Annotated in this window: 24 protein-coding genes and 1 tRNA gene; 15 read left to right on the plus strand and 10 right to left on the minus strand. The window is 64.6% G+C overall.

From position 1 onward, the window contains the following. The first annotated feature begins 143 nt into the window (after positions 1 to 143). Positions 144 to 845 carry a DUF1648 domain-containing protein gene (locus HMPREF3227_RS01970; protein WP_082750215.1) on the plus strand — a complete coding sequence of 234 codons (702 nt, stop codon included), beginning with the start codon at positions 144 to 146 and terminating at the stop codon, positions 843 to 845. Between the two features lie 53 nt (positions 846 to 898). Here HMPREF3227_RS01970 and HMPREF3227_RS01975 read toward each other — a convergent pair. Both HMPREF3227_RS01975 and HMPREF3227_RS01980 read right to left on the minus strand, forming a co-directional pair. Beyond that, positions 899 to 980: transfer RNA gene (locus HMPREF3227_RS01975), tRNA-Tyr, on the minus strand. A gap of 104 nt (positions 981 to 1084) precedes the next feature. Continuing rightward, on the minus strand, positions 1085 to 2080 hold the full coding sequence (locus tag HMPREF3227_RS01980) for a polyprenyl synthetase family protein (protein ID WP_066489904.1): 996 nt from the start codon (positions 2078 to 2080) through the stop codon (positions 1085 to 1087). A gap of 112 nt (positions 2081 to 2192) precedes the next feature. Between HMPREF3227_RS01980 and HMPREF3227_RS01985 the strand changes: the two genes are divergently transcribed. Continuing rightward, the gene (locus HMPREF3227_RS01985) at positions 2193 to 3428 is read left to right on the plus strand and encodes a geranylgeranyl reductase family protein (RefSeq protein WP_082750221.1); all 1236 of its coding nucleotides are present in this window, start codon (positions 2193 to 2195) and stop codon (positions 3426 to 3428) included. A 70-nt stretch (positions 3429 to 3498) separates the two neighbouring features. Here HMPREF3227_RS01985 and HMPREF3227_RS01990 read toward each other — a convergent pair whose 3' ends face one another. The 5 genes from HMPREF3227_RS01990 to HMPREF3227_RS02010 are packed head-to-tail and all read right to left on the minus strand — an operon-like array spanning position 3499 to position 8028. Further along, positions 3499 to 4200: a demethylmenaquinone methyltransferase gene (locus tag HMPREF3227_RS01990; protein WP_255357120.1), complete on the minus strand. Its 702-nt coding sequence runs from the start codon at positions 4198 to 4200 to the stop codon at positions 3499 to 3501. A gap of 11 nt (positions 4201 to 4211) precedes the next feature. After that, the gene (locus HMPREF3227_RS01995) at positions 4212 to 5411 is read right to left on the minus strand and encodes a glycosyltransferase family 4 protein (protein ID WP_066509777.1); all 1200 of its coding nucleotides are present in this window, start codon (positions 5409 to 5411) and stop codon (positions 4212 to 4214) included. A gap of 46 nt (positions 5412 to 5457) precedes the next feature. Further along, on the minus strand, positions 5458 to 5883 hold the full coding sequence (locus HMPREF3227_RS02000) for a hypothetical protein (RefSeq protein WP_066489884.1): 426 nt from the start codon (positions 5881 to 5883) through the stop codon (positions 5458 to 5460). Next, on the minus strand, positions 5852 to 7492 hold the full coding sequence (gene menD, locus HMPREF3227_RS02005) for a 2-succinyl-5-enolpyruvyl-6-hydroxy-3-cyclohexene-1-carboxylic-acid synthase (protein ID WP_066509779.1): 1641 nt from the start codon (positions 7490 to 7492) through the stop codon (positions 5852 to 5854). Before menD ends, HMPREF3227_RS02000 begins: the two co-directional genes overlap by 32 nt. 23 nt (positions 7493 to 7515) lie before the next feature. Then, on the minus strand, positions 7516 to 8028 hold the full coding sequence (locus tag HMPREF3227_RS02010; RefSeq protein ID WP_066489855.1) for a hypothetical protein: 513 nt from the start codon (positions 8026 to 8028) through the stop codon (positions 7516 to 7518). 402 nt (positions 8029 to 8430) lie between these two features. Here HMPREF3227_RS02010 and HMPREF3227_RS02015 point away from each other — a divergent pair, with 402 nt between their 5' ends. Then, positions 8431 to 9321 carry a hypothetical protein gene (locus HMPREF3227_RS02015; RefSeq protein WP_066489852.1) on the plus strand — a complete coding sequence of 297 codons (891 nt, stop codon included), beginning with the start codon at positions 8431 to 8433 and terminating at the stop codon, positions 9319 to 9321. Here the strand turns inward: HMPREF3227_RS02015 and HMPREF3227_RS02020 are convergent. Next, positions 9318 to 10334, minus strand: a complete 1017-nt coding sequence (locus HMPREF3227_RS02020) for an o-succinylbenzoate synthase (RefSeq protein WP_066490401.1) — start codon at positions 10332 to 10334, stop codon at positions 9318 to 9320. The genes HMPREF3227_RS02015 and HMPREF3227_RS02020 overlap by 4 nt on opposite strands. Positions 10335 to 10505: 171 nt before the next feature. On the opposite strand from HMPREF3227_RS02020, the gene dcuC reads away from it, so the two are divergent. The 11 genes from dcuC to HMPREF3227_RS02070 all read left to right on the plus strand — a co-directional run bounded on the left by dcuC (position 10506) and on the right by HMPREF3227_RS02070 (position 20018). Beyond that, entirely contained in the window at positions 10506 to 11921 is a 1416-nt protein-coding gene (gene dcuC, locus HMPREF3227_RS02025) for a C4-dicarboxylate transporter DcuC (RefSeq protein ID WP_066489849.1), read from the plus strand. 61 nt (positions 11922 to 11982) lie between these two features. Continuing rightward, positions 11983 to 12438 carry a DIP1984 family protein gene (locus tag HMPREF3227_RS02030; RefSeq protein WP_066489845.1) on the plus strand — a complete coding sequence of 152 codons (456 nt, stop codon included), beginning with the start codon at positions 11983 to 11985 and terminating at the stop codon, positions 12436 to 12438. A gap of 396 nt (positions 12439 to 12834) precedes the next feature. Continuing rightward, positions 12835 to 13776, plus strand: a complete 942-nt coding sequence (locus tag HMPREF3227_RS02035; RefSeq protein ID WP_141628533.1) for a metal ABC transporter substrate-binding protein — start codon at positions 12835 to 12837, stop codon at positions 13774 to 13776. Beyond that, positions 13773 to 14453, plus strand: a complete 681-nt coding sequence (locus tag HMPREF3227_RS02040) for a metal ABC transporter ATP-binding protein (protein ID WP_066509783.1) — start codon at positions 13773 to 13775, stop codon at positions 14451 to 14453. Before HMPREF3227_RS02035 ends, HMPREF3227_RS02040 begins: the two co-directional genes overlap by 4 nt. Further along, complete coding sequence (locus HMPREF3227_RS02045; RefSeq protein ID WP_066509788.1) at positions 14450 to 15313, plus strand: metal ABC transporter permease; 864 nt, start codon at positions 14450 to 14452, stop codon at positions 15311 to 15313. Before HMPREF3227_RS02040 ends, HMPREF3227_RS02045 begins: the two co-directional genes overlap by 4 nt. After that, positions 15310 to 16194: a metal ABC transporter permease gene (locus HMPREF3227_RS02050; protein WP_066509790.1), complete on the plus strand. Its 885-nt coding sequence runs from the start codon at positions 15310 to 15312 to the stop codon at positions 16192 to 16194. The genes HMPREF3227_RS02045 and HMPREF3227_RS02050 overlap by 4 nt, the downstream gene beginning before the upstream one ends. Continuing rightward, positions 16136 to 17083, plus strand: coding sequence for a 1,4-dihydroxy-2-naphthoyl-CoA synthase (locus HMPREF3227_RS02055; protein WP_066509793.1), 948 nt, complete (start codon positions 16136 to 16138; stop codon positions 17081 to 17083). The genes HMPREF3227_RS02050 and HMPREF3227_RS02055 overlap by 59 nt, the downstream gene beginning before the upstream one ends. Before the next feature lie 19 nt (positions 17084 to 17102). After that, the gene (locus tag HMPREF3227_RS13460) at positions 17103 to 17252 is read left to right on the plus strand and encodes a hypothetical protein (RefSeq protein ID WP_168164068.1); all 150 of its coding nucleotides are present in this window, start codon (positions 17103 to 17105) and stop codon (positions 17250 to 17252) included. Between the two features lie 84 nt (positions 17253 to 17336). After that, positions 17337 to 17780, plus strand: coding sequence for a DoxX family protein (locus HMPREF3227_RS02060; RefSeq protein ID WP_082750217.1), 444 nt, complete (start codon positions 17337 to 17339; stop codon positions 17778 to 17780). A 30-nt stretch (positions 17781 to 17810) separates the two neighbouring features. Beyond that, positions 17811 to 18944 carry an o-succinylbenzoate--CoA ligase gene (gene menE / locus HMPREF3227_RS02065; RefSeq protein WP_066509795.1) on the plus strand — a complete coding sequence of 378 codons (1134 nt, stop codon included), beginning with the start codon at positions 17811 to 17813 and terminating at the stop codon, positions 18942 to 18944. A gap of 72 nt (positions 18945 to 19016) precedes the next feature. Further along, positions 19017 to 20018, plus strand: coding sequence for a CE1 family esterase (locus tag HMPREF3227_RS02070; protein WP_082750218.1), 1002 nt, complete (start codon positions 19017 to 19019; stop codon positions 20016 to 20018). On the opposite strand, the gene HMPREF3227_RS02075 is transcribed toward HMPREF3227_RS02070, so the two are convergent. Then, positions 19933 to 21240 (minus strand): PepSY-associated TM helix domain-containing protein, encoded by a 1308-nt coding sequence (locus HMPREF3227_RS02075; protein ID WP_066509798.1) that lies wholly within the window; start codon positions 21238 to 21240, stop codon positions 19933 to 19935. The genes HMPREF3227_RS02070 and HMPREF3227_RS02075 overlap by 86 nt on opposite strands. 171 nt (positions 21241 to 21411) lie before the next feature. Next, complete coding sequence (locus HMPREF3227_RS02080) at positions 21412 to 22089, minus strand: metal-dependent transcriptional regulator (protein ID WP_066489795.1); 678 nt, start codon at positions 22087 to 22089, stop codon at positions 21412 to 21414. Between the two features lie 61 nt (positions 22090 to 22150). On the opposite strand from HMPREF3227_RS02080, the gene HMPREF3227_RS02085 reads away from it, so the two are divergent. Further along, positions 22151 to 23047 carry a 1,4-dihydroxy-2-naphthoate polyprenyltransferase gene (locus HMPREF3227_RS02085; RefSeq protein ID WP_066489790.1) on the plus strand — a complete coding sequence of 299 codons (897 nt, stop codon included), beginning with the start codon at positions 22151 to 22153 and terminating at the stop codon, positions 23045 to 23047. Position 23048 lies beyond the last annotated feature (1 nt).

The raw sequence follows: 23048 nt of genomic DNA on the forward strand, positions 1-23048 counted from the left end.
CCAGGTGATCGTCAATACGGTGTCATTATGTGTTGTCGTTGAAGTAGTCATGCCCCATTAGACTGAGCTTCGACGCCACAGGTTTCCGCCCTCGTCAGCCCGCTCTCACCCCACACCGTCGACGTCGCATTCCCGGAGGAAATATGAATTCACACCGTACAGCCTGGGCGTGGGTGCTCGCGACAGCCGCCCTCGCCCTCGCCGCCGGGCTAGCCATCGTCCTAGGCTGGGATGCGCTGCCTGACCCGCTCCCCCAGCACTTCAACGGGAGGGGCGAACCGGATGCGTGGATGGCCAAGACCTATCGCAACGCCGTCGGCATGGCGGTTCTCATGCCCGCCATCCTCACCGTGGTCTCCGCAGGTGCCCTCGCGCTCACACAGCAAGCTGCACAGTCCGCAGAAGACTCCTACCCGAAACCTGACCCGGTCGACCTCGAACGCACGCGCACCCAGACCGCGCTCCTTTTACCGGTGATAGCGCGCTGGATGTTCGCTCTCGCCGCCGTATGCACATCCGCCATCATGGCTGGACTCTTCGGCATTGGCAGCGCTCCTTTCAGCATGCCAGCCTTGTTCTTCACGATCGTAGCGCTATGCGGATGGTTGCTCTGGGATATCAAGTCCATCAACGATCGTCTCGATGCCGATTACCCCACCGCGCAGATGACTGGGAAGATGAAGTGGGGAATGCTCTACTACGACCCCGCCGAGCCGCACGCGATGGTGTCCCACCCCAACGGTTCGTCCTCACTCAATTTTGCCCAGAAGAAAGCATGGTGGCTGCTCGCCGCGTTGCTTGCCCCAACGGCGTTCATACTTGTTCTCGTCATCGTCGCGGCGTGAGCGAACACGCAGAAACCCCGCGCCTTCCTGATGGAAAGCGCGGGGTTTGTCTGTGCCAGGTAGAAGATTCGAACTTCTGAAGGCAATGCCGGCGGATTTACAGTCCGCTCCCTTTGGCCGCTCGGGCAACCTGGCGTGCACCTTGCGGTGCGAGAGATAACTTTACTAAGTGCTGGGACGTTCGCCAAATCGGCAGGGTATCTGCCATTTCAATGCGTCTCCGCTGCGCTTTCAGCAACCTAGCCCACGCGCTTGACGGTGTACTCCGCCAGCTGGCGCAGCGCTGCGGTAGCGGAATTCTGCGGCAGCGAATCGAGCTCGTGCTCCACCTCGTCGAGGTAACCCTGCACGGCGTCGAGCGCCTGCTGGCGTCCCGTGGAGGCATGGAGGAGCTCCAGGGCGCGGTCCACGGCGGCATCGGAAGTCAGCGGACCCGTAAGCAGACCACGCAACTCCTCACCCACCGGGGTGTCTTCCTCGAGCGCGTAGAGCACCGGCAGGGTGAACACGCCCTCGCGCAGGTCCGTGCCCGGGGTCTTACCGGAGTCCTTCGGATCGGAGAAGATGTCAATGATGTCGTCGACGATCTGGAAAATCATGCCCACGAGCGAGCCGATCTTGTGCAGCGCGGTGGCATGCTCCAGAGTGGCACCCGAGTGGTAGGCGCCAAGGTAGGCCGCCGAGGCGATAAGAACGGCGGTCTTCTCACGGATGACGGCCGTGTAGTGCTCGATGGCATTGGCCTCGCCCGCGCCGATGGTCTCACGCATCTGGCCGGTGACGAGTTCCTCGAAGGTATCCGCGAAGTGCGCCACCGTGTGGGTGTCGAGCTGCGACATGAGGCGCGAGGCGTGCGCGAGCAGCGCGTCGCCAGCGAGGATAGCCACGGAATTCGACCACCGGGAGTTCGCGGACTGCACGCCACGGCGGCGGTCAGCCTCGTCCATGACATCGTCGTGATAGAGCGTTGCCACGTGGACCATCTCCACCGAGGTCGCCGCAGTAATGACGTCCGGACACCCCGGACGCTCGCCATACTCGGAAGCCAGCAGCGCCATCATGGGACGGAAACGCTTGCCGCCAGCGGCGGTAAGATGCAGAGCTTTCTCGCTCACAAAGCTCTCGCCGCGGTCGATCTCTTTATACAGGCGAGCTTCCACAGCAGCGACGCCTTCGGCCACACGCGCGGTAAGCTGCGGGTCACCCAGGTCCACGGTGTTGTCGCCGTTGCTCATATCTGTAATGGTCCTTTTGTGGCAGTCGTTGACGTCAATAATCTCCTACTAACCTAGTCCACTCGCAGGGGTTAGACATAGTTGAGGTGCTCGCTCTGCCACAATGGGTTCCATGTCCCAGCTTTTTGATGTAGCAATCGTCGGCTCCGGTCCTGCTGGCGCGGCGGCCGCCATCCACGCCGCCCGCGCCGGACACTCGGTGGCGCTCCTCGATTCCGCCGAATTCCCCCGCGATAAGACCTGCGGCGATGGACTTACCCCGCGCGCTATGCATCAACTGGATCTCCTCGGCATCAAGGTCAACCCGAGCTACCGCAACCACGGCCTCAAGCTCCACGGCTACGGCGGCTCCGTCACGGCGCCCTGGCCCGACACGTACCCGACGAACGAGGGCACTGCGCTTCCCCGTCACGAGTTCGACGCGCTCCTCGTACGTGAGGCCGTCGCCGCCGGAGCAACACTGATCCACGGCACGGCCACCGCGCCTGAGCTGGCCGGAAACCGGATCGTCAGTTTTTCTGTCGTTGATGGGTCGGGCGCCACGGACACCATGAAAGCCCGCTGGATCATCGTCGCCGACGGCGTGCGCTCCACCTTCGGCAAGCAGCTCGGCCGCACGTGGCACAAAGACGAGGTGTACGGCATCGCGGCGCGCTCGTATTCCTCTTCCCCTCGCGCCAGCGAGGGCTGGATGCACTCGCACGTCGAGCTCAAGGACGCCGACGGCGTAGTCCAGCCCGGCTACGGCTGGATCTTCCCGCTGGGCGCGGAGCTCGGCCACGTCAATATCGGCTTAGGCGCGCTGTCCACAAAGTCCCGCCCCGCGAAGATCAACACCAAGAAGTTCCTGGAGACCTACGCCGCGCAACAGCGCGCCGAGTGGGGTCTGGGACCGGTAGAAAAGGTGGCATCGGCAGCGTTGCCCATGGGCGGTGCCGTAAGCACCGTCGCGGGTGCGAACTGGATGCTCATCGGCGACGCCGCCGCGTGCGTCAACCCACTCAACGGCGAGGGCATCGACTACGGGCTGGAGACCGCCGCCATGGCCGTCTCCCTTTTGGGAGGAAAGGACTTCACGCTCGTGTGGCCGGACCGCCTGCGCGCTGCCTACGGCGAGGCTTTCGTGCTCGCCCGCACCGCCGCACGGCTGCTCACGTACCCGCAGTTCCTCCCCGTCGCGGGCCCTGTCGCCCTGCGCGGACCCGTGGGCCGCATGCTCATGCCCGCTGCGGCGCGGCTCATGGGCAACCTCATCACGGACGAGGACCGCGATCTCATCGCGCGCGCCTGGAAACTGGCGGGTCACGGCGTGGCGTGGGCGCGCCGTGACACCCCACTGTGGTCTTAAGGGATTTCACATCAAACAAGCCCTCAGATCCGCGTGGATCTGAGGGCTTCGTTGTCGTGAACTGCCGGAACTACGCCGGTTTGACCGCGCTGTGCAACGCCACGATGCCGCCGGTGAGGTTCTGCCAATTGGCACCCGTCCAACCGTTGCGGTTAATGGCAGCGGCGAGTTCCTTCTGTTCCGGCCAAGCGCGGATCGACTCGGCGAGGTAGACGTACGCGTCCGGATTCGAGGACACGAGGCGCGCGACCGGCGGGAGCAGGCGCATAAGGTATTCCTTGTACACCGTGCCAAAGACCGGAATGACGGGCTTGGAGAACTCCGCCACGGCCAGGCGGCCACCGGGCTTGGTTACGCGAGCCATCTCACGCAGGCCGAGCTCGAAGTCGTGAATATTGCGCAGTCCATAAGAGATGGTCACGGCGTCAAACGTGTTGTCCGCGAAGGGCAGCTGCATGCCGTCGCCCGCGACCTTGGGCACGTTACGGTCCTTGCCCGCCGCGAGCATGCCGCGCGAGAAATCGCAGGCCACACACCAGGCGCCAGACTTGGCCAGCTCCACCGTAGACACAGCGGTGCCAGCGGCAAGATCGAGGACCTTCTCCCCTGGCTGCAGGCCGAGACGCTCACGCGTGCGCTTACGCCACAGGCGGTCCTGTCCGAAGGAGAGGACGGTGTTGGTGATGTCGTAGTTCTTGCCCACGCCATCGAACATCTTCGCCACGTCTGCGGGGTCTTTGTCGAGATCTGCCTTGAGGTTAAATTTCGCCACGGAAAACCAGTCTATGCCACGCGCGCGCCCAGAGCGCGGGCGGCCCAGCGCGGCAGCTCCGGGCGCTGGCCGATGATGGTCAGCGGCACGCGGCGCGTGTCCTCAAGGACTTCCTCGTAGGAGTCCAGGAGCTGGCGGCACAGCGCGTCCCACGTCTTATTCGCAATGGAGGCGCGGGCGTTCTCGCGCAGTTCCGCGTGGATCTCCGGGTTAAGCAGCGCGTCCACGGCGCCGGGCAGATCCTCGACGAAGGTGTCGACGTCGAGGAGCAGGCCGTTGTAGCCTTCCTCAATCAAATCAATAGGGCCGCCAGCGCGCGGGCCGATGGTGGGCACGCCCGAGGCCTGCGCCTCCTGGATGGCCTGACAGAAGGTCTCGAACTCGCCAGCATGAACGAAGATATCGAGCGAGGCGTACGCATGCGCGAGCTCCTCGCCGCCGAGTGCGCCGAGGAAGATCGCGTGCGGCAGCTGGGCCTCGAGGAGCGGGCGCTCGGGACCATCGCCGACGATGACGACCTGAATATCGGAACGCTCATCGAGCCCGGCCAAGCGGTGCACGCCCTTCTCCGCGGCGAGGCGACCAACGAAGCCCACAATCTTCTTCGAGCCCGTGGGATCCCACTGGCGGCGCAGTTCTTCCGAGCGCTTGAAGGGATGGAAACGCACCGCGTCCACGCCGCGGCCCCAGTGGCGCACGTTCTTGATGTTATGTTCTTCCAGGTCCGCGATGGTGGGCGAGGACGGCGCAAGCGTCATCTGGCAGGAATTGTGGATGGTGCGCAGCCACTCCCACACGCCGTGGGCCAGTGCGGAGGCGTGGTACTTCGTGGCGAAGCCGGCCACGTCCGTTTGGTAGAGCGCCACGGCCGGGATGCGCTGCTGACGCGCGACGAAGGCGCCGGCCGCGCCGAGCACGAACGGGCTGGCCAGGTGAATGATGTCCGGCTGAAAGTCACGAATGGCGCCATCCACGGCGGAGGTGGGCACGCCCACCGGCAGGGAATCTACGAGCGGAACCTTCACCGTGGGCACGCGATGGATGGGAAAGCCCAGGTAATCCGGGATTTCTTCCTGACCCTCGCGCGCGCCCGGCGCCACAACGATGGCCTCGTGTCCCTCCGCATGCAGGTGCTCCAGGACGCGCAGCACAGAGTTGGTTACTCCGTTGACGTTGGGCAAGAAAGATTCAGCAACAATGGCGACACGCATGTGTTATACCTTTACACGTCGAAGAAACCAGTGGGTGAACTCAACATTAATTCTTTTTCAGGCTCGTTCCCCGCCAGGCTAGCCCAAAAATGAGGCTCGCTACCACGGCGACGGAGAGCGCCGGGATGATAGACAGCGTCCATTCGCGCCCTTCCACCTTGACCAGGTCCGGATTCGACAGCTTATACGTCACCCAGACCTTTTGGCCCTCGCCCAGGCCCGTGGGATAGATGAGTCCCGTCGGCGGCGAATGGTAAAGACCCTGCGAGTCCTGGAAGTCGACCGAGGTGCGCAGCCAGCCCACGTTCGTCACCGTCGCCAGCGCTCGGCCCGGCTCCACCGCAATGGAGCGGTCATTCATGAAGGGGCCTGCGACCATGGCAAAGGCTCCCAGGAGTGCCACCGCGTAGACCGCGAGCAGCACCTGCCGTACGCGCCTCCTAGACACTGGTCTTCGCGGCGAGCTCGGCATGAAGCGCCCGGCGCGTGCCGCGCGTCGTGTGGGCGTCCACAACGGTAATCCCCGTCGAAGTTTCCTTGAGCTCCGCGAGCAGGTCGAGCAGCTCCTGCGCCGAGTTCGCCTCACGGTAGTCTGCGCCGTAGGCCTCGCACAGCTGGCCGATGCCCACCTCCTGCGGCGTTCCAAAAGCCCGCTCGAAGGCAGGGCGCAGGGATTCCTGTCCGATTTCCAGGGTCTCGAAGATGCCGCCACCGTTATCGTCCGCGACAACGATGGTGAGGTTCTCCGGGCGCGGGTCACCCGGCGAGATGAGCAGAGCAGAAGCGTCGTGGAGGAACGTGATGTCCCCCATGAGCGCGACGGTGCGCGGCGCGCGAATCTCCGTGGCCTCGCGGGACTGGGTGGCCAGCGCCACGCCGATGGACTGGGCCACCGTGCCGTCGATGCCAGCGGCGCCGCGCGGCGAGTAGGTCTCCACGCCGTCGAAAGGAAGACCCACGAAGCTGGCGTCGCGCACCGGATTCGAGGCGCCGAGGACGAGCGCGTCACCCACGGCGAGTGTATCCGCCACGGCGGCCGCCACGTGCAGGCCGGTAAATCCATAGTCCTTATTTTCTAGGACTTCGCGCACCGCGGCGCCGCCCATCTCGGCCGCGCCCTCGCAGACCTTCATCCAGTCGCGCGTGGGCTCGCCGCTCACCTTGACGCGGGTACCCTTCCGGGCGGCCTCGCCGCGCGGGTTCGTGAAGTCCGCCGTGCGCGAGAGCGTCACGAACTCGATATCGGGATCGCTGAGGAGCGCCAGCACCCCGCGGTGCAGCGTCGGATGGCCGACAACGATGACCTGCTCGACACGCGTATTGACCACATAGTCGTTCGCACTCACGTGGTCCTTGCGGAAGATGCTCGCCGCGAGCGGGTGCACCGGATGGTACGGCGCGGGCGCCGTGGGCTCTGCGATGGTGGGCACGTCTTCAAGGCCCTCGACGTCCCAGGCCTCGTCGCCCGCGATGACCAACGTATTGCGGGTGAGGTCGAGCTCGACCTCGCCGTGGTCCACGAAGCGGACGGACGGCGCGCGGCGCAGGGTTCGATCATCCGGCGTAGAGGGAAGCTCCGTGCCCACGAGCGGCACGTCGAGCGCGACATTGATATGCACCGCAAAGTCCTGGGTAAAGCGCTGCGCCATCGCCGGAATATCCTCCGGCGACGCGACCTGCGTCGTGTCCGCGAAGTTGCTAAAGATGCCCTGCTGCTCGATGGTTTGCGAGGCACCCGTGCCCACGAGGCGCTCCGGGCGATCCGCAGAGACCACCGCGAGCGGCGTGTGCGAGTGGCGCGCCTCGACCAGCGCCGGCAACGCGTTGGCCACGGCCGTGCCTGAGGTCATGACGACCGCGACGTGGCGGCGCTGCACTCGCGCCAGGCCCAACGCGAGGAACGCGGCGGAGCGCTCATCGATGCGCGTGTGCACCTTGAGATCCGGGCGGGCGAGCAGCGCCAAGTTGAGCGGCGCGTTGCGCGAGCCTGGGCAAATGACAACGTCAGTACAGTGGCGCGCGAGCTGCGCGGCGACGGCCTGCGCCAGCTCAATGGATTCGGTCTGTGCGGTCTGGTCCATAGCAGCCCAGTCTAGCCCGTGCCCTAATTTCCGCCGAAGATCTCGTTGAGAAGATCGTCGACGTTATCAGCGCCCTCGCCCAAGTCCCTGGGCAGCGAGGTAGGCAGCTCCCGGGTGAGCTCCGGCGTCTCCGTCACTGTCTCGGTGACGGTCTCCGTCTGGGTCTGCGTGACGGGGCTCGGGGTGTCCGTCACCGTCGCCGTGGCCGTCTGCGTAATGGTCTCCGGAGCAGGCGGCTCCTGGTTTGCGGCGCGCGTATACATATAGGCCAACGCCGCGAGCGCGATGAGCGCCAACACGAGCAGGCCGACGAGAATGCCCGTCAAGCCACTTCCCGAGGAGCGCTCCTCCGGCACGTCATAGGAGCGCGGCGGCTCTTGCCGTGGTGCCTGCTGGGACGCCGGTTGGGGTGCCGGTTGCGGTGCTGGCTGCTGGTACTGATAGTTCTGATACTGCGACTGCGCTGGCTGCACACGCGTCTCGTCTTCCGGGAAGACCTGGCGCGGACGCTCGAACTGCTGAGTCTCGTCGCTCATCCGCTCGTTCCGGCCATTATTGGGGGTGTTAGTAGGCATGTATAAAGAGGTACACGGTCAACCTGTGAGTCGGCTGAAAAGTCATCCCCCTTAAAAGCATGCATAAATATGTAAAGCGTCGAGTCTTCCGTTATTGACAGACTGACCGTCCTAGTGTGAACTAGCCACTTAGCCTAGGACCGAGAGATGTGCTGACCTCCCACTCCCCCGCGATAGCTAAAGCCCACACCCCACCCAAACATGGAAATTTCGTACAGGTACCGAGAGTTTGGGTCGGCTCTGGGCGCCAACCCCACACCACACCCCACCCGTACTGTGGATTGCTGTACAGAATCCGTGAGTTCGGGTGGGGTTTCGGCATGCGCGTGGAACCTCCACGCTGCTGGCTCAGTCCAATAGGTCATGACGATCTACACGACGCGACAACTCCGAGAGCTCGGTACAACCAAGACTCGCCAGAACAAGGCGGTAGCCGATGGCCGACTCATTAAACTCAAGGCCGGTATCTACTCAACTACGGGAAGCCTCGCCGACATCGCGAGTCTGTATCCCGAAGGCGCGGTCACCGGTCTCAACGCCCTGGCCCTCCATGACTTGACGGAAGAATCTCGCCCCGTCTTCCTGCGCGTGCCGCACATCAGAACGCCATTGGCGAATTCACACATCCGCCTCATCCGCTCCGAGGCCCCAAGCAGATCCATCAACGACATAAGGACAGTCAACGTCGCGCAAGCCCTCTCTGACGCGCTCGCCCATGAGAAGCTCGAGAATCCGGGAAATCTCCTGCTCAATCACTACACAGGCGTCCGCGGCGGTGAGCGTCTCGAAGCAGATTTAGCCCAACTAAAGCGCCCCAGCGCCATTCGAGAACTTGCGTTTAAGGCAGGCGTGGGCACCGCCTCCAAGTGGGAACGCACAATGCTGTTTCACTTGCGCAAGGCTGGCCTCGAGCCTGTGCCCAATTTCAAGCTCGAGGCCTATTACTGGGACCTCGCCTTCCCCGCAGCCCGCGTCGTCATCGACTGGGATTCGCTGCATTATCACTTGCCGCACAACAACAATGACACCTTTTATATCGGCCTGTGGAAATCCATTCAGGCCGTGCAGCTCGGCTGGGCGCCTCTGAAATTCACCGATACATGCACGAACTATCACTTCGAGTTAGTGCGCGACGTTATCAAGGAGACCGTTGCACACCGCACCACACTGCGCCCGCACTCGCCGGTCCCGGGGACGTTGAAGAGTCCGGCCTGGCAATTCCACGAGGGGATTAGTTTTGGCACAAGCTTCTAGAGATACTGCCAGCTCTCGCGGACACGGTTGAACCACCAGTCGCGACGCTCAGCAGAGGCGGCCAACTCAGTGAGGCGGTCCTCCGACGGCGCGGGGTGCTCCACGCGCAGGAAGCCGTCCACGAGCTCGCGCGGCGGACAGACGTCCTCGATAAAGAGCGAGCCGGTGGCCAGGCCGGCGGCGGCCGGGGTGACGTCGATGTCTTCATCGTCGAGGATCTTGGGGAGCGCGGCCACGGCAGCGAGGCCCATGGAGATTCCCACCGACGTGTCGAGCGCCGAGGCCACCGTGATGTCCATATGGTGTGCACGCAAGTCGTGGGCGATCTGCAACAGTCGCTTAACCCCGCCGAGGGGCGCGGCCTTGACCACGGCGACATCGGCAGCTTGAAGTTCGGCAACGCGGTAGGGGTCTGCGACCTTGCGAATGGATTCATCGGCAGCAACGCGCACAAAAAGCCCAGAGCGCATGAGGCGCGAGCGGACCTCGGCGAGTTCCTCGGCGGTGCGGCAGGGCTGCTCCATGTAGTCAAGCGGCATGAGCGCCTTGGCGGCCTCGATGGCCTCGTCGACGCTCCAGCCGCCGTTGGCGTCCACGCGCAGGACGGGAACGCGGCCCATGTCGTGGACTGCCTCGCGCACGGCCTGAACGCGCGCGACGTCGTCCGCGAGCGTCTGGCCCGGCTCGGCAACCTTGATTTTGAAGGTGCGGCAGCCCGGATAGCGCTGCATGACCTCGGGCACCATCTCCGCCGGCACGGCCGGAATGGTTCCGTTGACCTCGACCTCGGAGCGGACGGGCGAAGGGAAGCCCTCGTACGCGGCCTCGAGGCCAGCGGCCAGCCAGTGCGCGGACTCTTCGGGGCCGTATTCGAGGAAGGGCGCAAACTCGCCCCAGCCGGCGGGCCCCTCGATGAGGAGAGCCTCGCGGGTGGTCACGCCGCGGAATTGTACGGCCAGCGGAAGGGCAACCACGCGCGCGCGGTCAAGGACGTCGTCAACGTTAATCTGCATACGACCCAGAATAATGCACCCCACGAGGTGCGACTGGTCCACACAGGGTGATAACCTAACCAGGAAAGGTTATAACAACCGCGGTTAGCCTTCTATCGCTCCTCGGAGCCCCACCGCCAGCAGCGCATGCCAGGCGGCAGCTCTTCGTACCAGTGAAGGAATTGACTTACCGTGCTCTATCTCATCATCGCCCTCGCGGCCATCGCGGCCGTCGTGTGGCTCATCTATAAAAAGGTTCATGCGGCCGCCGCCATCTTCGGAGTAGGCGTCGCCCTCCTCATGCTCGCCGCACTCACCGGCCGCGCAGACATGCGCACCACCGAAATCGAAGCCACCGGCAACGCCTTCTACGACCAGCTCCTCGTGGTCGACGCCCTGTTCAAGGCTCGTTTCAGCGGCATCGGCATGGCGATTATGGTGCTCTTCGGCTTCGTGTCCTACATGCGTCACATCGGCGCGGACGCGAAGACCGTCGTCGTGCTCTCCTCGCCGCTCAAGCGCTTTAATGGCTCCTATTGGTTGGTGCCCGTCGGCTTCGTCATTGGCTCGCTGCTCTCACTCGTCATCCCGTCCGCCGCAGCGCTTTCCCTGCTCCTTGTGGCGACACTTCTGCCGGCGCTCATCGCCGCAGGGCTCACGCCGCTCACCGTCGCCGCCATCGTCGTGACCTCCTCGACCATCATGCCGACGCCGCTCGAGGCTGGTCTCATTCAAGGCGCGGATCTCACGGACATGTCCGTCACCGAATTCGTCTACGGCTCCGTCGCCCGCGCCACCGTGCCCACCCTGCTCATTACCGCGTTCGTCCACATGTGGTGGCAACACCGCTGCGACAAGTCGGACCGCAAGCACTACATGGAAGAACACGCCGGAGAAGCCACCGAGGAGAGCGAATCCGAACGCACTGCCCGCGAAGCCATCGAGCGCGCCGCCGGACTGCCGGGTTTCTACGCTGTCCTGCCTCTGCTCCCGCTGCTACTTATCATCATCTCGGCCATTCTCAATCGCACCGGCGTCATCCCCTTCGAGGCTGACATCCTGCCTGTCACGGTCGTCTCCCTCTTCATTGCGATGATCATCGAGGCTATCCGCGGCCGCTCCATCGAGACCGCCATGGACTCCACCAAGTCCTTCTTCAAGGGAATGGGCGAAGGCGCAGCCGGCGTAGTCGCCCTCCTCGTGGCCGCCGCAGTCCTCGTCGAGGGCATTACCCAAATGGGCGTCATCGACATGCTCATCGACGCCACCAAGGGTTCGTCCGGCGCCGCCGTCATTATCGTGCTCATCTTCGTCGCCGCGACCGCCGCGATGTCCGCGCTCACCGGCTCCGGCACCGCTCCGTACTTCGCCTTCTCCGAGGTCGTCCCTGGCCTCGCAGCCGAGACGTCCATTCACGCGCCGCAGATGCTCACCGCGATTTGGGGCACCTCCAACCTCATGCGCCAGGTCTCCCCGGTCAATGCCGCGGTCCTCATCGTCTCCGGCGCCATCAAGGTCAACCCCATTCGCCTGGTCAAGCGCACTTCTGTACCGATGATCACCGCGACCATCCTCAACACGCTCTTCGCGTTCATGTTTATTGGATAATCGTGTGTAACGATACGCTCCCCACAGACCACAAGCGAGGGAGAAAGGAAAGGAACTCACCATGTTGTTAGCTGAAGCCCTCGCCGAGCGCGCCGAAGCCCAGGCCCGCCTCGACGAACTACGCTCACGCATCGTCGCCGTGGCCCGCGTCCAAGAGGGCGATACCCCGGACGAGGATCCGGCAGAGCTCCTCGCGGAGGCGGAACACCTCGTGGACCGCATCGACGAGCTGGTCAAAGCAATCAACGCAACAAACTCGGCCACCGCGTTCGACGCTGAGCGCAACCTCACCGCGGCGCTCGCGGACCGCGACGGACTCATCCGGCGTCGCCGCCTGCTTGCCGATGCCGCCGAAGCCGCCGCCGCGCGCCAAGACCGGTTCTCCCGCAGCGAGATTAAGTTCGTCTCCACCCTCGACGTCGCGGCGTTGCGAAAGAAGATCGACGAAGTCTCCAAGGCCTACCGGGAGCTCGACACAAAGATTCAGCAGAAGAACTGGAGCACCGAAGTCGTCTAAACGTAGTTGGTAGTCCACGCCACCCCACATCAGCGAGCGCACCTCGGCCTTGGACGAGAAAACCCAAGGATTCTGTTGGCAGCCTGGTAGCGGAGCAGGCTGGGAAGTTCAAGTCTTCCCACCGTATTGCGCAGTCCGCCGCACATGTCACAGGAGCACAAGCGGGTAACAACCCCGCGCACCGCTCACATATCACCACCACCGCGCTGGGATGAGGGAACGTGGACGAGGGTTGGGCAAGGGGACTACACGTTCAAAACAGCGGGGACGCGATGACGCGTCCCCGCTTTTCGCATACTCACGGGGTCTAAATCACAATCACTTGCAATAAGTGTCGGGAGTATGTACATTTTTCAATGTTCAACAGATTGAACTCTTTACTTCAATTTTAGAGAAATGAGAGATACGCACGTGAAACGCATTCCTGCGCTCGTCACCCTGTGCGCCGCCGCGCTGGCCTTGAGCGCGTGTTCGAGCGATGCGAGCGCCGACAAACCGAAGGACCACCTCACCGTTTTTGCCACGACGGGCTACCTGGCTGACGCCGTGCACAACATCGCGCCGGACGCCGAGATCACCACGATGGTCGGCCCGGGCGGCGACCCGCACACGTACCAACCCACGACGAAAGACATCGAGGCCATGCAGTCCGCGGACCTCGTCGTGTGGAACGGCCTGCACCTCGAGGCACAGATGATCGACCAACTCGAGTCGCTGGGCGACAAGCAGATCGCGGTCGGCGACAAGGTGGACCAGGCGGGTCTGCTGCCCTGGCCGGAGCGCAGCGCGGACGGCGAGAAGCTCTACGATCCGCACATCTGGAACAGCCCGGAGCTGTGGACCCAGGTCGTCGACGCGCTGGGCGCCAAGCTCGGCGAGGTCGATAAGGACAACGCCGCCGCCTACGTCCAGGCCGCGGATGACTATGAGAAGCAGATTCAGGCCGCCGAGGACAAGGCGCGTGCCGAGCTGGAAAACGCCACGCCCCGCGTCCTCATCACCGGCCACGACGCCTTCAACTACTTCGGTAAGACCTTCGACTTCGAGATTCACGCGACGGACTTCGTGACCTCCGAGGCTGCGAAGTCCCCGACGGAAATCTCGGAGCTCGCCGATACCATCGCGGAGAAGAAGATCCCCGTCATCTTCCAGGACAACCTGGCGAACCCGCAGGCGGTGACCTCCCTCAAGGAGGCCGTGCACGCCCGCGGCTGGAACGTCACGGTCTCCTCGGAAGAGCTGTTCGCGGACACGCTGGGCCCCGACGCCCCGAATGACACCTACTTGGGCGCCTTTGAGCACAACGCTCACGCCGTCGCGGAGGCGCTCACCAAGTGATAAGACTTGCAGGTCTCACCGTCGCCTACGGGTACACACCGGTGCTCGAGGATGTAGCCATTACCTTTCGCACTGGAGCGATGACGGGGCTCATTGGCGCCAATGGCGCTGGTAAGTCCACTCTCATCAAGGCGGCGGTGGGCCTGCTACCCGCTCCCGGCGCGCAAATCGACATAGACGGCACCGTGGGCTATATGCCGCAACATGCAGATATCGATTGGGACTTCCCCGCCACGCTTATTGACGTCGCGCTCATGGGCCGCACGCCCCACCTACGCTGGTGGCAGTGGCCGAGCCGCAACGACAAGCAGATCGCGGAGCACATGCTCGAACGCGTCGGCCTAGCTGACAAGCGCAACGATCCCATCAGCGCCCTGTCCGGGGGCCAGCGCCAGCGCACGCTGCTTGCGCGCACCCTCGCATGTGAGCCGGACATCCTCATCCTCGACGAGCCCTTCGCCGGCGTCGACCAACAGAGCCAGGCCACGATCACAACAATCCTCCGGGAGCTGCGAGACCAGGGCACGACCATCATCCTCGTCCACCACGACCTCGCCGAGGTCGCCGAGCTCTGCGATGACGTCGTCCTCGTGGCGAATCGCAAAATCCTCGCCGCGGGCCCCACTGAGACCACGCTCACCGAGTCCGCCATCTCTGAGTTGTTTAGTCTGCCATGATCCTCACCGAGCTCTTCACCAACTACACCTACCAGCAGGCGCTCGCGGGCACCGTCACCATCGGTGCGTGCGCCGGGGCGCTCGGCCCGCTGGTCTATCTGCGCCGGCAATCCTTGCTTGCCGATGCCGTCTCCCACTCCAGCCTGCCCGGCCTCCTCATCGCCTTTGTCACGGCGACCGCGCTTGGCATGAACGGCCGCACTGTCGGAGTCCTCGTGTGCGGCGCCGTGGCCACCGGACTGCTCGCCGTCGCCGCCATCCACACCCTCCCCAAGGTCACCCCCTTGAAACAGGATGCCGTCATGGCCGCTGTGCTCACCACGTTCTTCTCCGTGGGCATGCTCATCCTGCAGTACGTCTCGCGCACGCCGTTGCCGGGCAAGGCTGGCATCCAGGACTTCTTACTCGGCAACGCCTCGACGCTCACCCGCGCCGACGTCGTTACCTCCCTCGTCATCGGCGTGGGCATCCTCGTCGTGCTTGCCGTCGTGCACAACCATCACTCCGTCATGATTTTCGATCCCGCCTTCGCCCGCGTCACCGGCACGCGTACAAGAATCATCAACACACTCGCCTTCGTCGCCATCACGGTCATCACCGTCCTCGGCGTCAAGGTCGTGGGCGTCGTCCTCATGGTCGCCGTCGTCGTGAGCCCTGCCGCCGCGGCCCGTCAGTGGATCCACCGCCTCCCCACCTTCATAGGTCTCGCCTCCTTTCTCGGCGCCGCCTGCGCCGTCCTAGGAACTGCACTGTCAATCCACTTCGCCATTCCCACCGGCCCCACCATCGTCCTCGTGCAGGCGGCCGTTGTCGCCGTGTCGCTCGCCGTCTCCCCGCGCCGCCGGGCGGTGATCGCATGAGTCTCGCACTTGCCGCCTGCCTCCTCGCCGTTGCCACGGCTCTCGCCTGCGCGCTGCCCGGCGTCTTCGTCGTACTCAAGCGCGAATCCATGGTCATCGACGGCATCGGCCACGCGGTCCTGCCCGGCATCGCCGTGGGCTACCTGTTTACTGCGGACATTGACTCGCCAGTCCTGCTCGTGACGGCGGCATCGGCAGGCTTAGCCGTCGCCCTCGGTACGGAATGGCTGGGACGCTCCGGCCTGCTTGCGGGCGATGCCCCGCTGGGCCTTATCTTCCCGGCGCTCTTTGCCGCCGGCGTCATCCTCATCTCCACGCGCATGAGCCACGTCCACCTCGACGTGCATGCGGTCCTGGTGGGCGATCTCAACCTCGTCGCGCTCACGCATCCGGGCTACGCGCTCGTCATGGCCATCATCGCGATTCTCAACGTCACTTTTTGTGCCGTTGCCCTCCCGCGGCTTACAACCAGCACCTTCGATCCCGCCTTCGCACACAGCGCAGGCCTGCGCACTCGCGGACTGCACGTCGCCTTCATGGCGCTCGTCTCACTCACCGCGACGGCCGCGTTTCAGGCCGCCGGCGCCATGCTCGTCATCGCGCTCATGGTCATTCCCGCGTGTGCCGCACGCCTGCTCACCACGCGCGTGATGACCATGCTCGCCGCCGCGTGCGGGATTGGCATCCTGGGCGCCCTTGGCGGGTTTTGGCTGGCCTATCACCTCAACGCGGCGACGTCCGCAGGCATGGCCGTCACCAACGCGGGGCTGGGTGTCCTCGCTTTCCTGATCTCACGGCTGCGAACGACTAGATTTGTGAGTCATGAGCGAGCAGAGAACTTACAGCACGGACAACCCGTTCAAGCCGGAATTGTGGACTAAGGTCCCCGGCTTCGAGGACCTCACGGACATCACGTATCACCGCTTGATCGGTGTCAGCCGCGCCGACGGCATCGTCCGTATCGCCTTCGACCGCCCGGAAGTGCGCAATGCCTTCCGCCCGCACACCGTGGACGAGCTCTACCGCGTCCTCGACCACGCGCGCCGCACCCCCGACGTGGGCACGGTTCTACTTACCGGCAATGGCCCCTCCGTGAAAGACGGCGGCTGGGCCTTCTGCTCCGGCGGCGACCAGCGCATTCGCGGCCGCTCGGGCTACCGCTACGCGGATGGTGAGACCGCGGACACCGTCGATACCGCCCGCGAGAAGGTCGAGGGCGGCCGCCTCCACATCCTGGAGGTCCAGCGGCTTATCCGCACCATGCCCAAGGTTGTCATCGCCGTGGTCAACGGCTGGGCCGCGGGCGGCGGGCACTCCCTCCACGTCGTCTGCGACATGACGGTCGCCTCGCGCCAGGAGGCCCGCTTCAAGCAAACCGACGCGGACGTGGGATCCTTCGACGCCGGCTACGGCTCCGCCTACCTCGCAAAGATGGTGGGTCAGAAATACGCCCGCGAGATCTTCTTCTTAGGCCGCACCTACGACGCCCAGCGCATGTACGAGATGGGCGCCGTCAACGAGGTCGTCGACCACGCCGACCTTGAAGACGCCGCCATCCAGATGGGCCGCGAGATCAATATGAAGTCCCCCACCGCCCAGCGCATGCTCAAGTTCGCCTTCAACCTCACCGACGATGGACTTATGGGCCAGCAGGTCTTCGCCGGCGAGGCCACCCGCCTGGCCTACATGACGGACGAGGCCGTCGAGGGCAAGAACGCCTTCCTCGAGAAGCGCGACCCGAACTGGGACGAGTTCCCGTATTACTACTAGTCAGGTTCCACAGACTGCCATGGTTTATCTCGCCATCGCCTTCGCCGTCGTTGCCCTCTGCGGCATCATCGGCGCCCGCGTCTGGATGATCAAAGGATTGCGCGACGCCCGCGACACGGACGAGCGCCCTTTCGATCATGACGATGAGCTGCGAAATCCCTACCAATAGGGACACGAGTCACTTTATCTTTAAAGTAAAAATCCCGCACAAGGATTGGACGTTGCCCTTACTTCAAGGTTAAAGTCACTCCCCATGAAGTATTCCGGCATTTCCGTATCGACCATGAACCTCGCGAGCTCGTTTGTCATGCTCGCCGCTCGCCTCATCGTGGGCATCGTCCTCGCTGCCCACGGCTGGCAGAAGTTCACCGAGTGGACCATCGCGGGCACCACCACCGCCTTCGAGGGCATGGGCGTTCCGGCCCCGGGCATCGCCGCTCCGGTCGCTGCCATCATCGAGCTCGTCGGCGGCATCCTGCTCATCATCGGCCTACTCACCCGCTGGGTTGCTGGCCTCGTCGCCATCGACATGATCGGCGCCTGGGCCATCGCCCACGCCGGCAACGGCATCTTCGTCGACGGCGGCGGCTGGGAGCTCGTCGGCATGATTCTTGCCGCAGCCCTCATGCTCATCGCCGCGGGCCCTGGCATGCACTCCGCTGACCAGTTCATCGCAAAGGCGCGCGCCCGCGCCTAAACACTTACTGCTCGCGGTAGCCTACATACCGTGACTCATCTTCTCGCCCCGCTATCTGTTAGTCTCCGCGACCCGTCGGCCATCCTGGACGATCTGGAGACAGCGATAGCGGGGCGACATTCCTATGTGCCCGTCCCCGCCGACGATAAGACGAAGGCAGAGCTGCTGCGCAACCACATGCGAGTCGGCGAACCCATCGCCGAGGACATCGCCCTCGTCGTCCCCACCTCCGGCTCCACGGGCACGCCGAAGGGCGCACAACTTACCGCCGCCAACCTCGTCGCGAGCGCCGATGCCACCCACGAGCGCCTCGGCGGCCCTGGCCAGTGGCTGCTCGCCATGCCCGCCCACCACATCGCAGGGATCCAGGTCCTCGTCCGCTCGCTCGTCGCCGGCGTCGAGCCGCTCTGTCTCGATCTCAGCCACGGCTTCGACGTCCCCGCCTTCGCGAAGGCCGCAGCCGAGCTCGCCGCCACAGGCGACCGCATGTACACGGGACTGACCCCCATGCAGCTCGCCAAGGCCATGGATTCCCTCCAAGGCATCGACGCGCTGCGCGAATTCGACGCCATCCTCGTCGGCGGCGCCGCCACGCACCCTCAGCTCCTCGAATCCGCCCGCAAACTGCGCATTCGTCCCGTCACCACCTACGGTTCCTCGGAGACCGCCGGTGGCTGCGTCTACGATGGCGTCTCACTTCGTGATACGGAAATCCAGATCGACGATGACGGTCGCATCCTCTTGGGCGGCCCCACCATCGCGCACGGTTACCGCAATGTGCATTCCGATGCCTTCCACGACGGGTGGTTCGCCACCTCCGACGCTGGCTACCTCAACGGCGACACCCTCACCGTCACCGGGCGCCTGGACAACATCATCAATTCGGGCGGGCTCAAACTCCACCCCGAGGCCCTCGAGCAGCTCCTCCTCCATATCCCCGGCGTCGACGCCGCCTGCGTCGTGGGCATCCCCGATAAGCGCCTGGGGCAGATGATCGTCGCTGCCTACACCGGCTGGGCCTCCCGTACAGACATCCTCATCGCCCTCGACGACCTGCCCCGCTGGCAGGTGCCGAAGGACGTAAAACGCCTGCCCGAGATGCCACTCACTGGCCCCGGCAAGGTCGACCGCCGCGCCGTCACCGCCCTTTTTCAGAAAGCGTAGACACGACCCACAGCTTTTACTAAGGTTACGGGAGTGAAATTTGCTAACTTCTGAGGCCGCGCGAAGACAGCCATGCTCTTCACCGGCCTCCTCTCCCTCGCCGCCCCAATCGCCACCCCCATCGCCACTGCCGCGCCCCTCGATGATCTGCAGCACATGAGCAGCCAAACGGCAAACCAGCTCAACCGAGCCGCCGCCGACCTCACCGCGCAGGTCAACGAGCAGCTCGGCGCCATCCCCGGAAGTTCCCAGGCGCAGCTTCCCGCCGCGCCGGCCCCGCGCGTGGGTAACGCGAAGCCCGCCCCGTTCTTCGTCAACGGCACCGGCGGCCAGGTCTTCACTCAGTCCACCGGCCGCACGCGGCGCTACCTCATCGAGATGCCCACGCACTATAACCCGGCGCGTCCCGCCCCGGTCATCTTCGGCTTCGACGGCTGGCGCGATAGCCCGGAGAATTTCCGCCGCTACTCACGCCTCAACGAGACGGGTGCAGCGCGCGAGGCCATCCGCATCTACCCCGAGTCCATCAACCACGGCTGGGAGGGCGCGCCCTACGCGGTCGTGCGACCCGGCGAGGACCTCGCGTTCATCACGCAGATCATCGATGAGCTCGACCGCACCTACAACGTGGACCGCCGGCGCATCTACGCCACGGGTCACTCCAACGGCGGCGGCATGACCGCGGTCGTCGCGTGCCACCTGCCCCACGTCTTCGCGGGCGTGGCCGCCGTGGGCGGCGCTTACTACGACCCCGTCAACATGAATTGCCGGAACGAGGCCATCCCGTTCCTCATCATGCATGGCACCGGCGACACGATGATGTTCTATCACGGCGGCTACCGCCACAACGGCGCGCACTTCCTCGACGTGGACCACCTCATGAGCAGCTACATCAAGCGCAATGCCTGCGCGTTCCCGCCACGCATCGAGAACATCCCCGGCGGCCAGCGCCACGTCTACGCGTGTGCGAAGGAAGAACTGCAGCTCATCACGAACTCACAGAATCATACGTGGAATCGGACGCCGGACGCGTCGCAGGAGGTGTGGAACTTCCTGTCGCGCCAGCGCCTCTAATAGCCCGCCACACGGCGTCCACGACGAGGAAGACCACGAGCGAGATGCCAAAGAGCGGCGCGATAATGGCGTAGATGACCAGGCACAGCACGAGCGTCACCAGCGCCGGCTTCGAGAGCTTGCCGAAGCCCTGGGGGCCCGCGAAGCGCCGCCCCCTCCGGAACCACATGACAAGGCCCAGAATGCTCACGACGAGCAGCGCGAGCGCGATAAGCGCCAGCACAATCTGATTGACCAGTCCAAAGAGGAAGCCCATGTGGAGATTGATAAGCCACTCGGTGAGCTTCGCCGCGAGCGGCCACTCAGAGAAATTGACACGCTCCACAACGTGGCCGTCCACCACGGCGATGGCGTCGTTATGGAAGACAAAGGGAGCGCGCGCCTCCGTGATATTCCACGCGGCACCGTTCGGCTGCAGGTTGAGGATTCCGCGCAGCCCAGCCTCGCGCGCCACGTCATAGGCGCCATCAAGCGACGCAAGATCCGGCCCCATGTCCATGTGCTCCATGGAACCCGCACCGTGACCAGCATGCTCGCTGGCCGAGGCCGAGAGCTGCGGCGCCTTCCAGTGGAGCAGTGTGCGTAGCTTGCCAATGTTCCCGCCGGCCACGGAGGACCATGTCAGTCCCGTCACCGTGAGGAAGAGAAATCCAGCAGAGCACAGGGCACCCAACCACGCATGCGTGCGCAGCGTGCCGCGAGTGCGCTTCCGGCGGCCAAGCCAGAGCACAAGTCCGCCGATGGTGAGTGCGCCCATCCAGCTCGCGGCGAGCTCCGAGTAGAGCCGGCCTGGCTCGCCGAGCCACAGCGAGCGGTGGCCATTGGATAGCCACGCGCGCAGCGGCAGCGCACGGGAGCTGCCGTACTGGACCTTTTCGCCGCGCACCTCACCCGTCGCCGGGTCCACGAAGACCGCGTGCGTGTAGCTCTTCGAGGGCAGCGCGTCATCCGCAAACAGCACGCGAGTGTTCTCCCCCGGGATGACCTGGACGGTGTTGAGCGCGAGATCCGGATACACCTCGCGCGCTGCCTCGACCTGGTCCTCGAGCGAGACAACTGCTTCACCCGAGGGCCGGGTGAGGTCGGCATAGACGAACTTCTCCAGGCTCGGCGCGAGCGCATAGAGCACGCCCGTGAGCGCGGCAGCGATGAGGAAGGGCGCAACGATGACGCCCGCGACAGTGTGGAGCCTTCTGAGAACGCCGAAGCTCCTCGGCGACAAATGAATTATTGAAATCACGTGTCAGTTGTCGACAGGGAAACCCCAATGGTTCCCAACAATTTTCCTCTATTAACCCCCACCGCATAGTTCAACGTGCTGAACACCCTACTTCAAACATGGATAACCTGCAGGTATAAGCGGCACACGAGGAACCGTGCAGCCGCAAAAAATCTACATTCCCGAGACCGTAACCTCGCGTGCCGCGTCAAGCGCGAGCGGCATCACGGCGTCTCCGACCCGTACCCGCACGAGTCCCGCGACGACCGCCTCAACGGTCACGCTCTCGCCCACGCGCACCCCATGTTCCTGGAGATAGCGCAGCAACTCGGCGTCCTCGTCGCGGACCCGCTCGATGGCGACGGTGGCGCCCACGGGGGCATCGGCAAGCGTGGCTGTGCCCAGGTCCTCGATGCGACCCTCCGGATCTGGGATGGGATCGCCATGCGGGTCGCGCGCGGGCGAGCCGAGCAGCGCGTCGAGACGCTCAACGAAGAGATCCGAGCACGCATGCTCGAGCTGGTCCGCGTCCTCGTGGACCTCGTCCCACGTGTAGCCCAGCGTCGTGACGAGGAAGGTCTCCAGCAGCCGGTGGCGGCGCACCATCCCCATGGCGAGGCGGCGGCCTTCCTCCGTGAGCTGCACGCCCGAGTAGCGCTCGTGATAGACGAGCCGCTGCGCCGCCAGACGCTTCACCGCCTCCGAGGCCGTGGGCAGCTTCTGGCCCGTGCGCCGCGCCAGTTCGCCCAGCGGCACCGCGTCCCCGCCGGTATGCTCCGCAATATCCCACAGGACCTTGAGATAATCCTGGGTGCGCTCGGGCAAGTCCGCCAGCCGAAGGTGTTCATCCATGAATAACAGTCTAGCGATCCTGCATTCAGAGCCCGCACCCGCGCGTGGCACAATATGTTCCATGACCACACCCGCTCAGAAGTATCCCGCGACCGCTCATGACTGGCTCGAAGGAGCCCGCCCGCACACATGGGCCAACGCCTTCGCCCCCGTCGTCGCGGGCACGGGCGCTGCCGCAGCGCTCGGTGGATTCCACATCGGGCGCGCGCTCCTCGCGCTCCTCGTCGCATGGGCTCTTATCGTGGGTGTCAACTACGCGAACGACTACTCGGACGGCATCCGCGGCACGGACGAAGACCGCACCGGCCCGCAGCGCCTTACCGGTGGCGGATTAGCGAAACCGCAACACGTCAAGTACGCGGCCTTCGCCTGCTTCGGCGTCGCCGCACTCGCGGGTATCGCGCTGTCTATCTCCGCGGACGCCTGGTGGTTCATCCTCGTCGGCGCCCTGTGTATCGCGGGCGCGTGGTTCTACACCGGCGGCAAGAACCCCTACGGCTACATGGGACTGGGCGAGGTCGCCGTCTTCGTCTTCTTCGGCCTCGTCGCCGTCCTCGGCACGCAGTTCACGCAGGCTCACGCCACCTCCTGGACCGGCGTGCTCCTCGCCATCGGTGTGGGCGGCATGAGCTCCGCGGTAAACCTGGCGAACAATATCCGCGACATCCCCTCGGACACCGAGGCCGGCAAGATCACCCTCGCGGTGCGCCTCGGCGACCAGAAATCTCGCCTGCTCTTTACCGCGCTGCTGCTCTTGCCCACCGTGTACACGATCATCATTGCGTTCGGTTCCTGGGCAGCGCTCGCGGGCCTGCTCTACTTCCCGTTCGCGCTGCAGGCGGTGCGCACCGTCAACCGTGGCGCCCGCGGCCCCCAGCTCATCCCGGTCCTCGGCCTCGCTGGCCGCGCGATGCTCATCTGGGCACTGCTCACCGCAATCGCCGTGGCTTTCATCTAGC

It is taken from the genome of Corynebacterium sp. CMW7794 (assembly GCF_001563605.1).
In the GTDB taxonomy this organism is placed as follows: Bacteria; Actinomycetota; Actinomycetes; order Mycobacteriales; family Mycobacteriaceae; genus Corynebacterium; species Corynebacterium phoceense.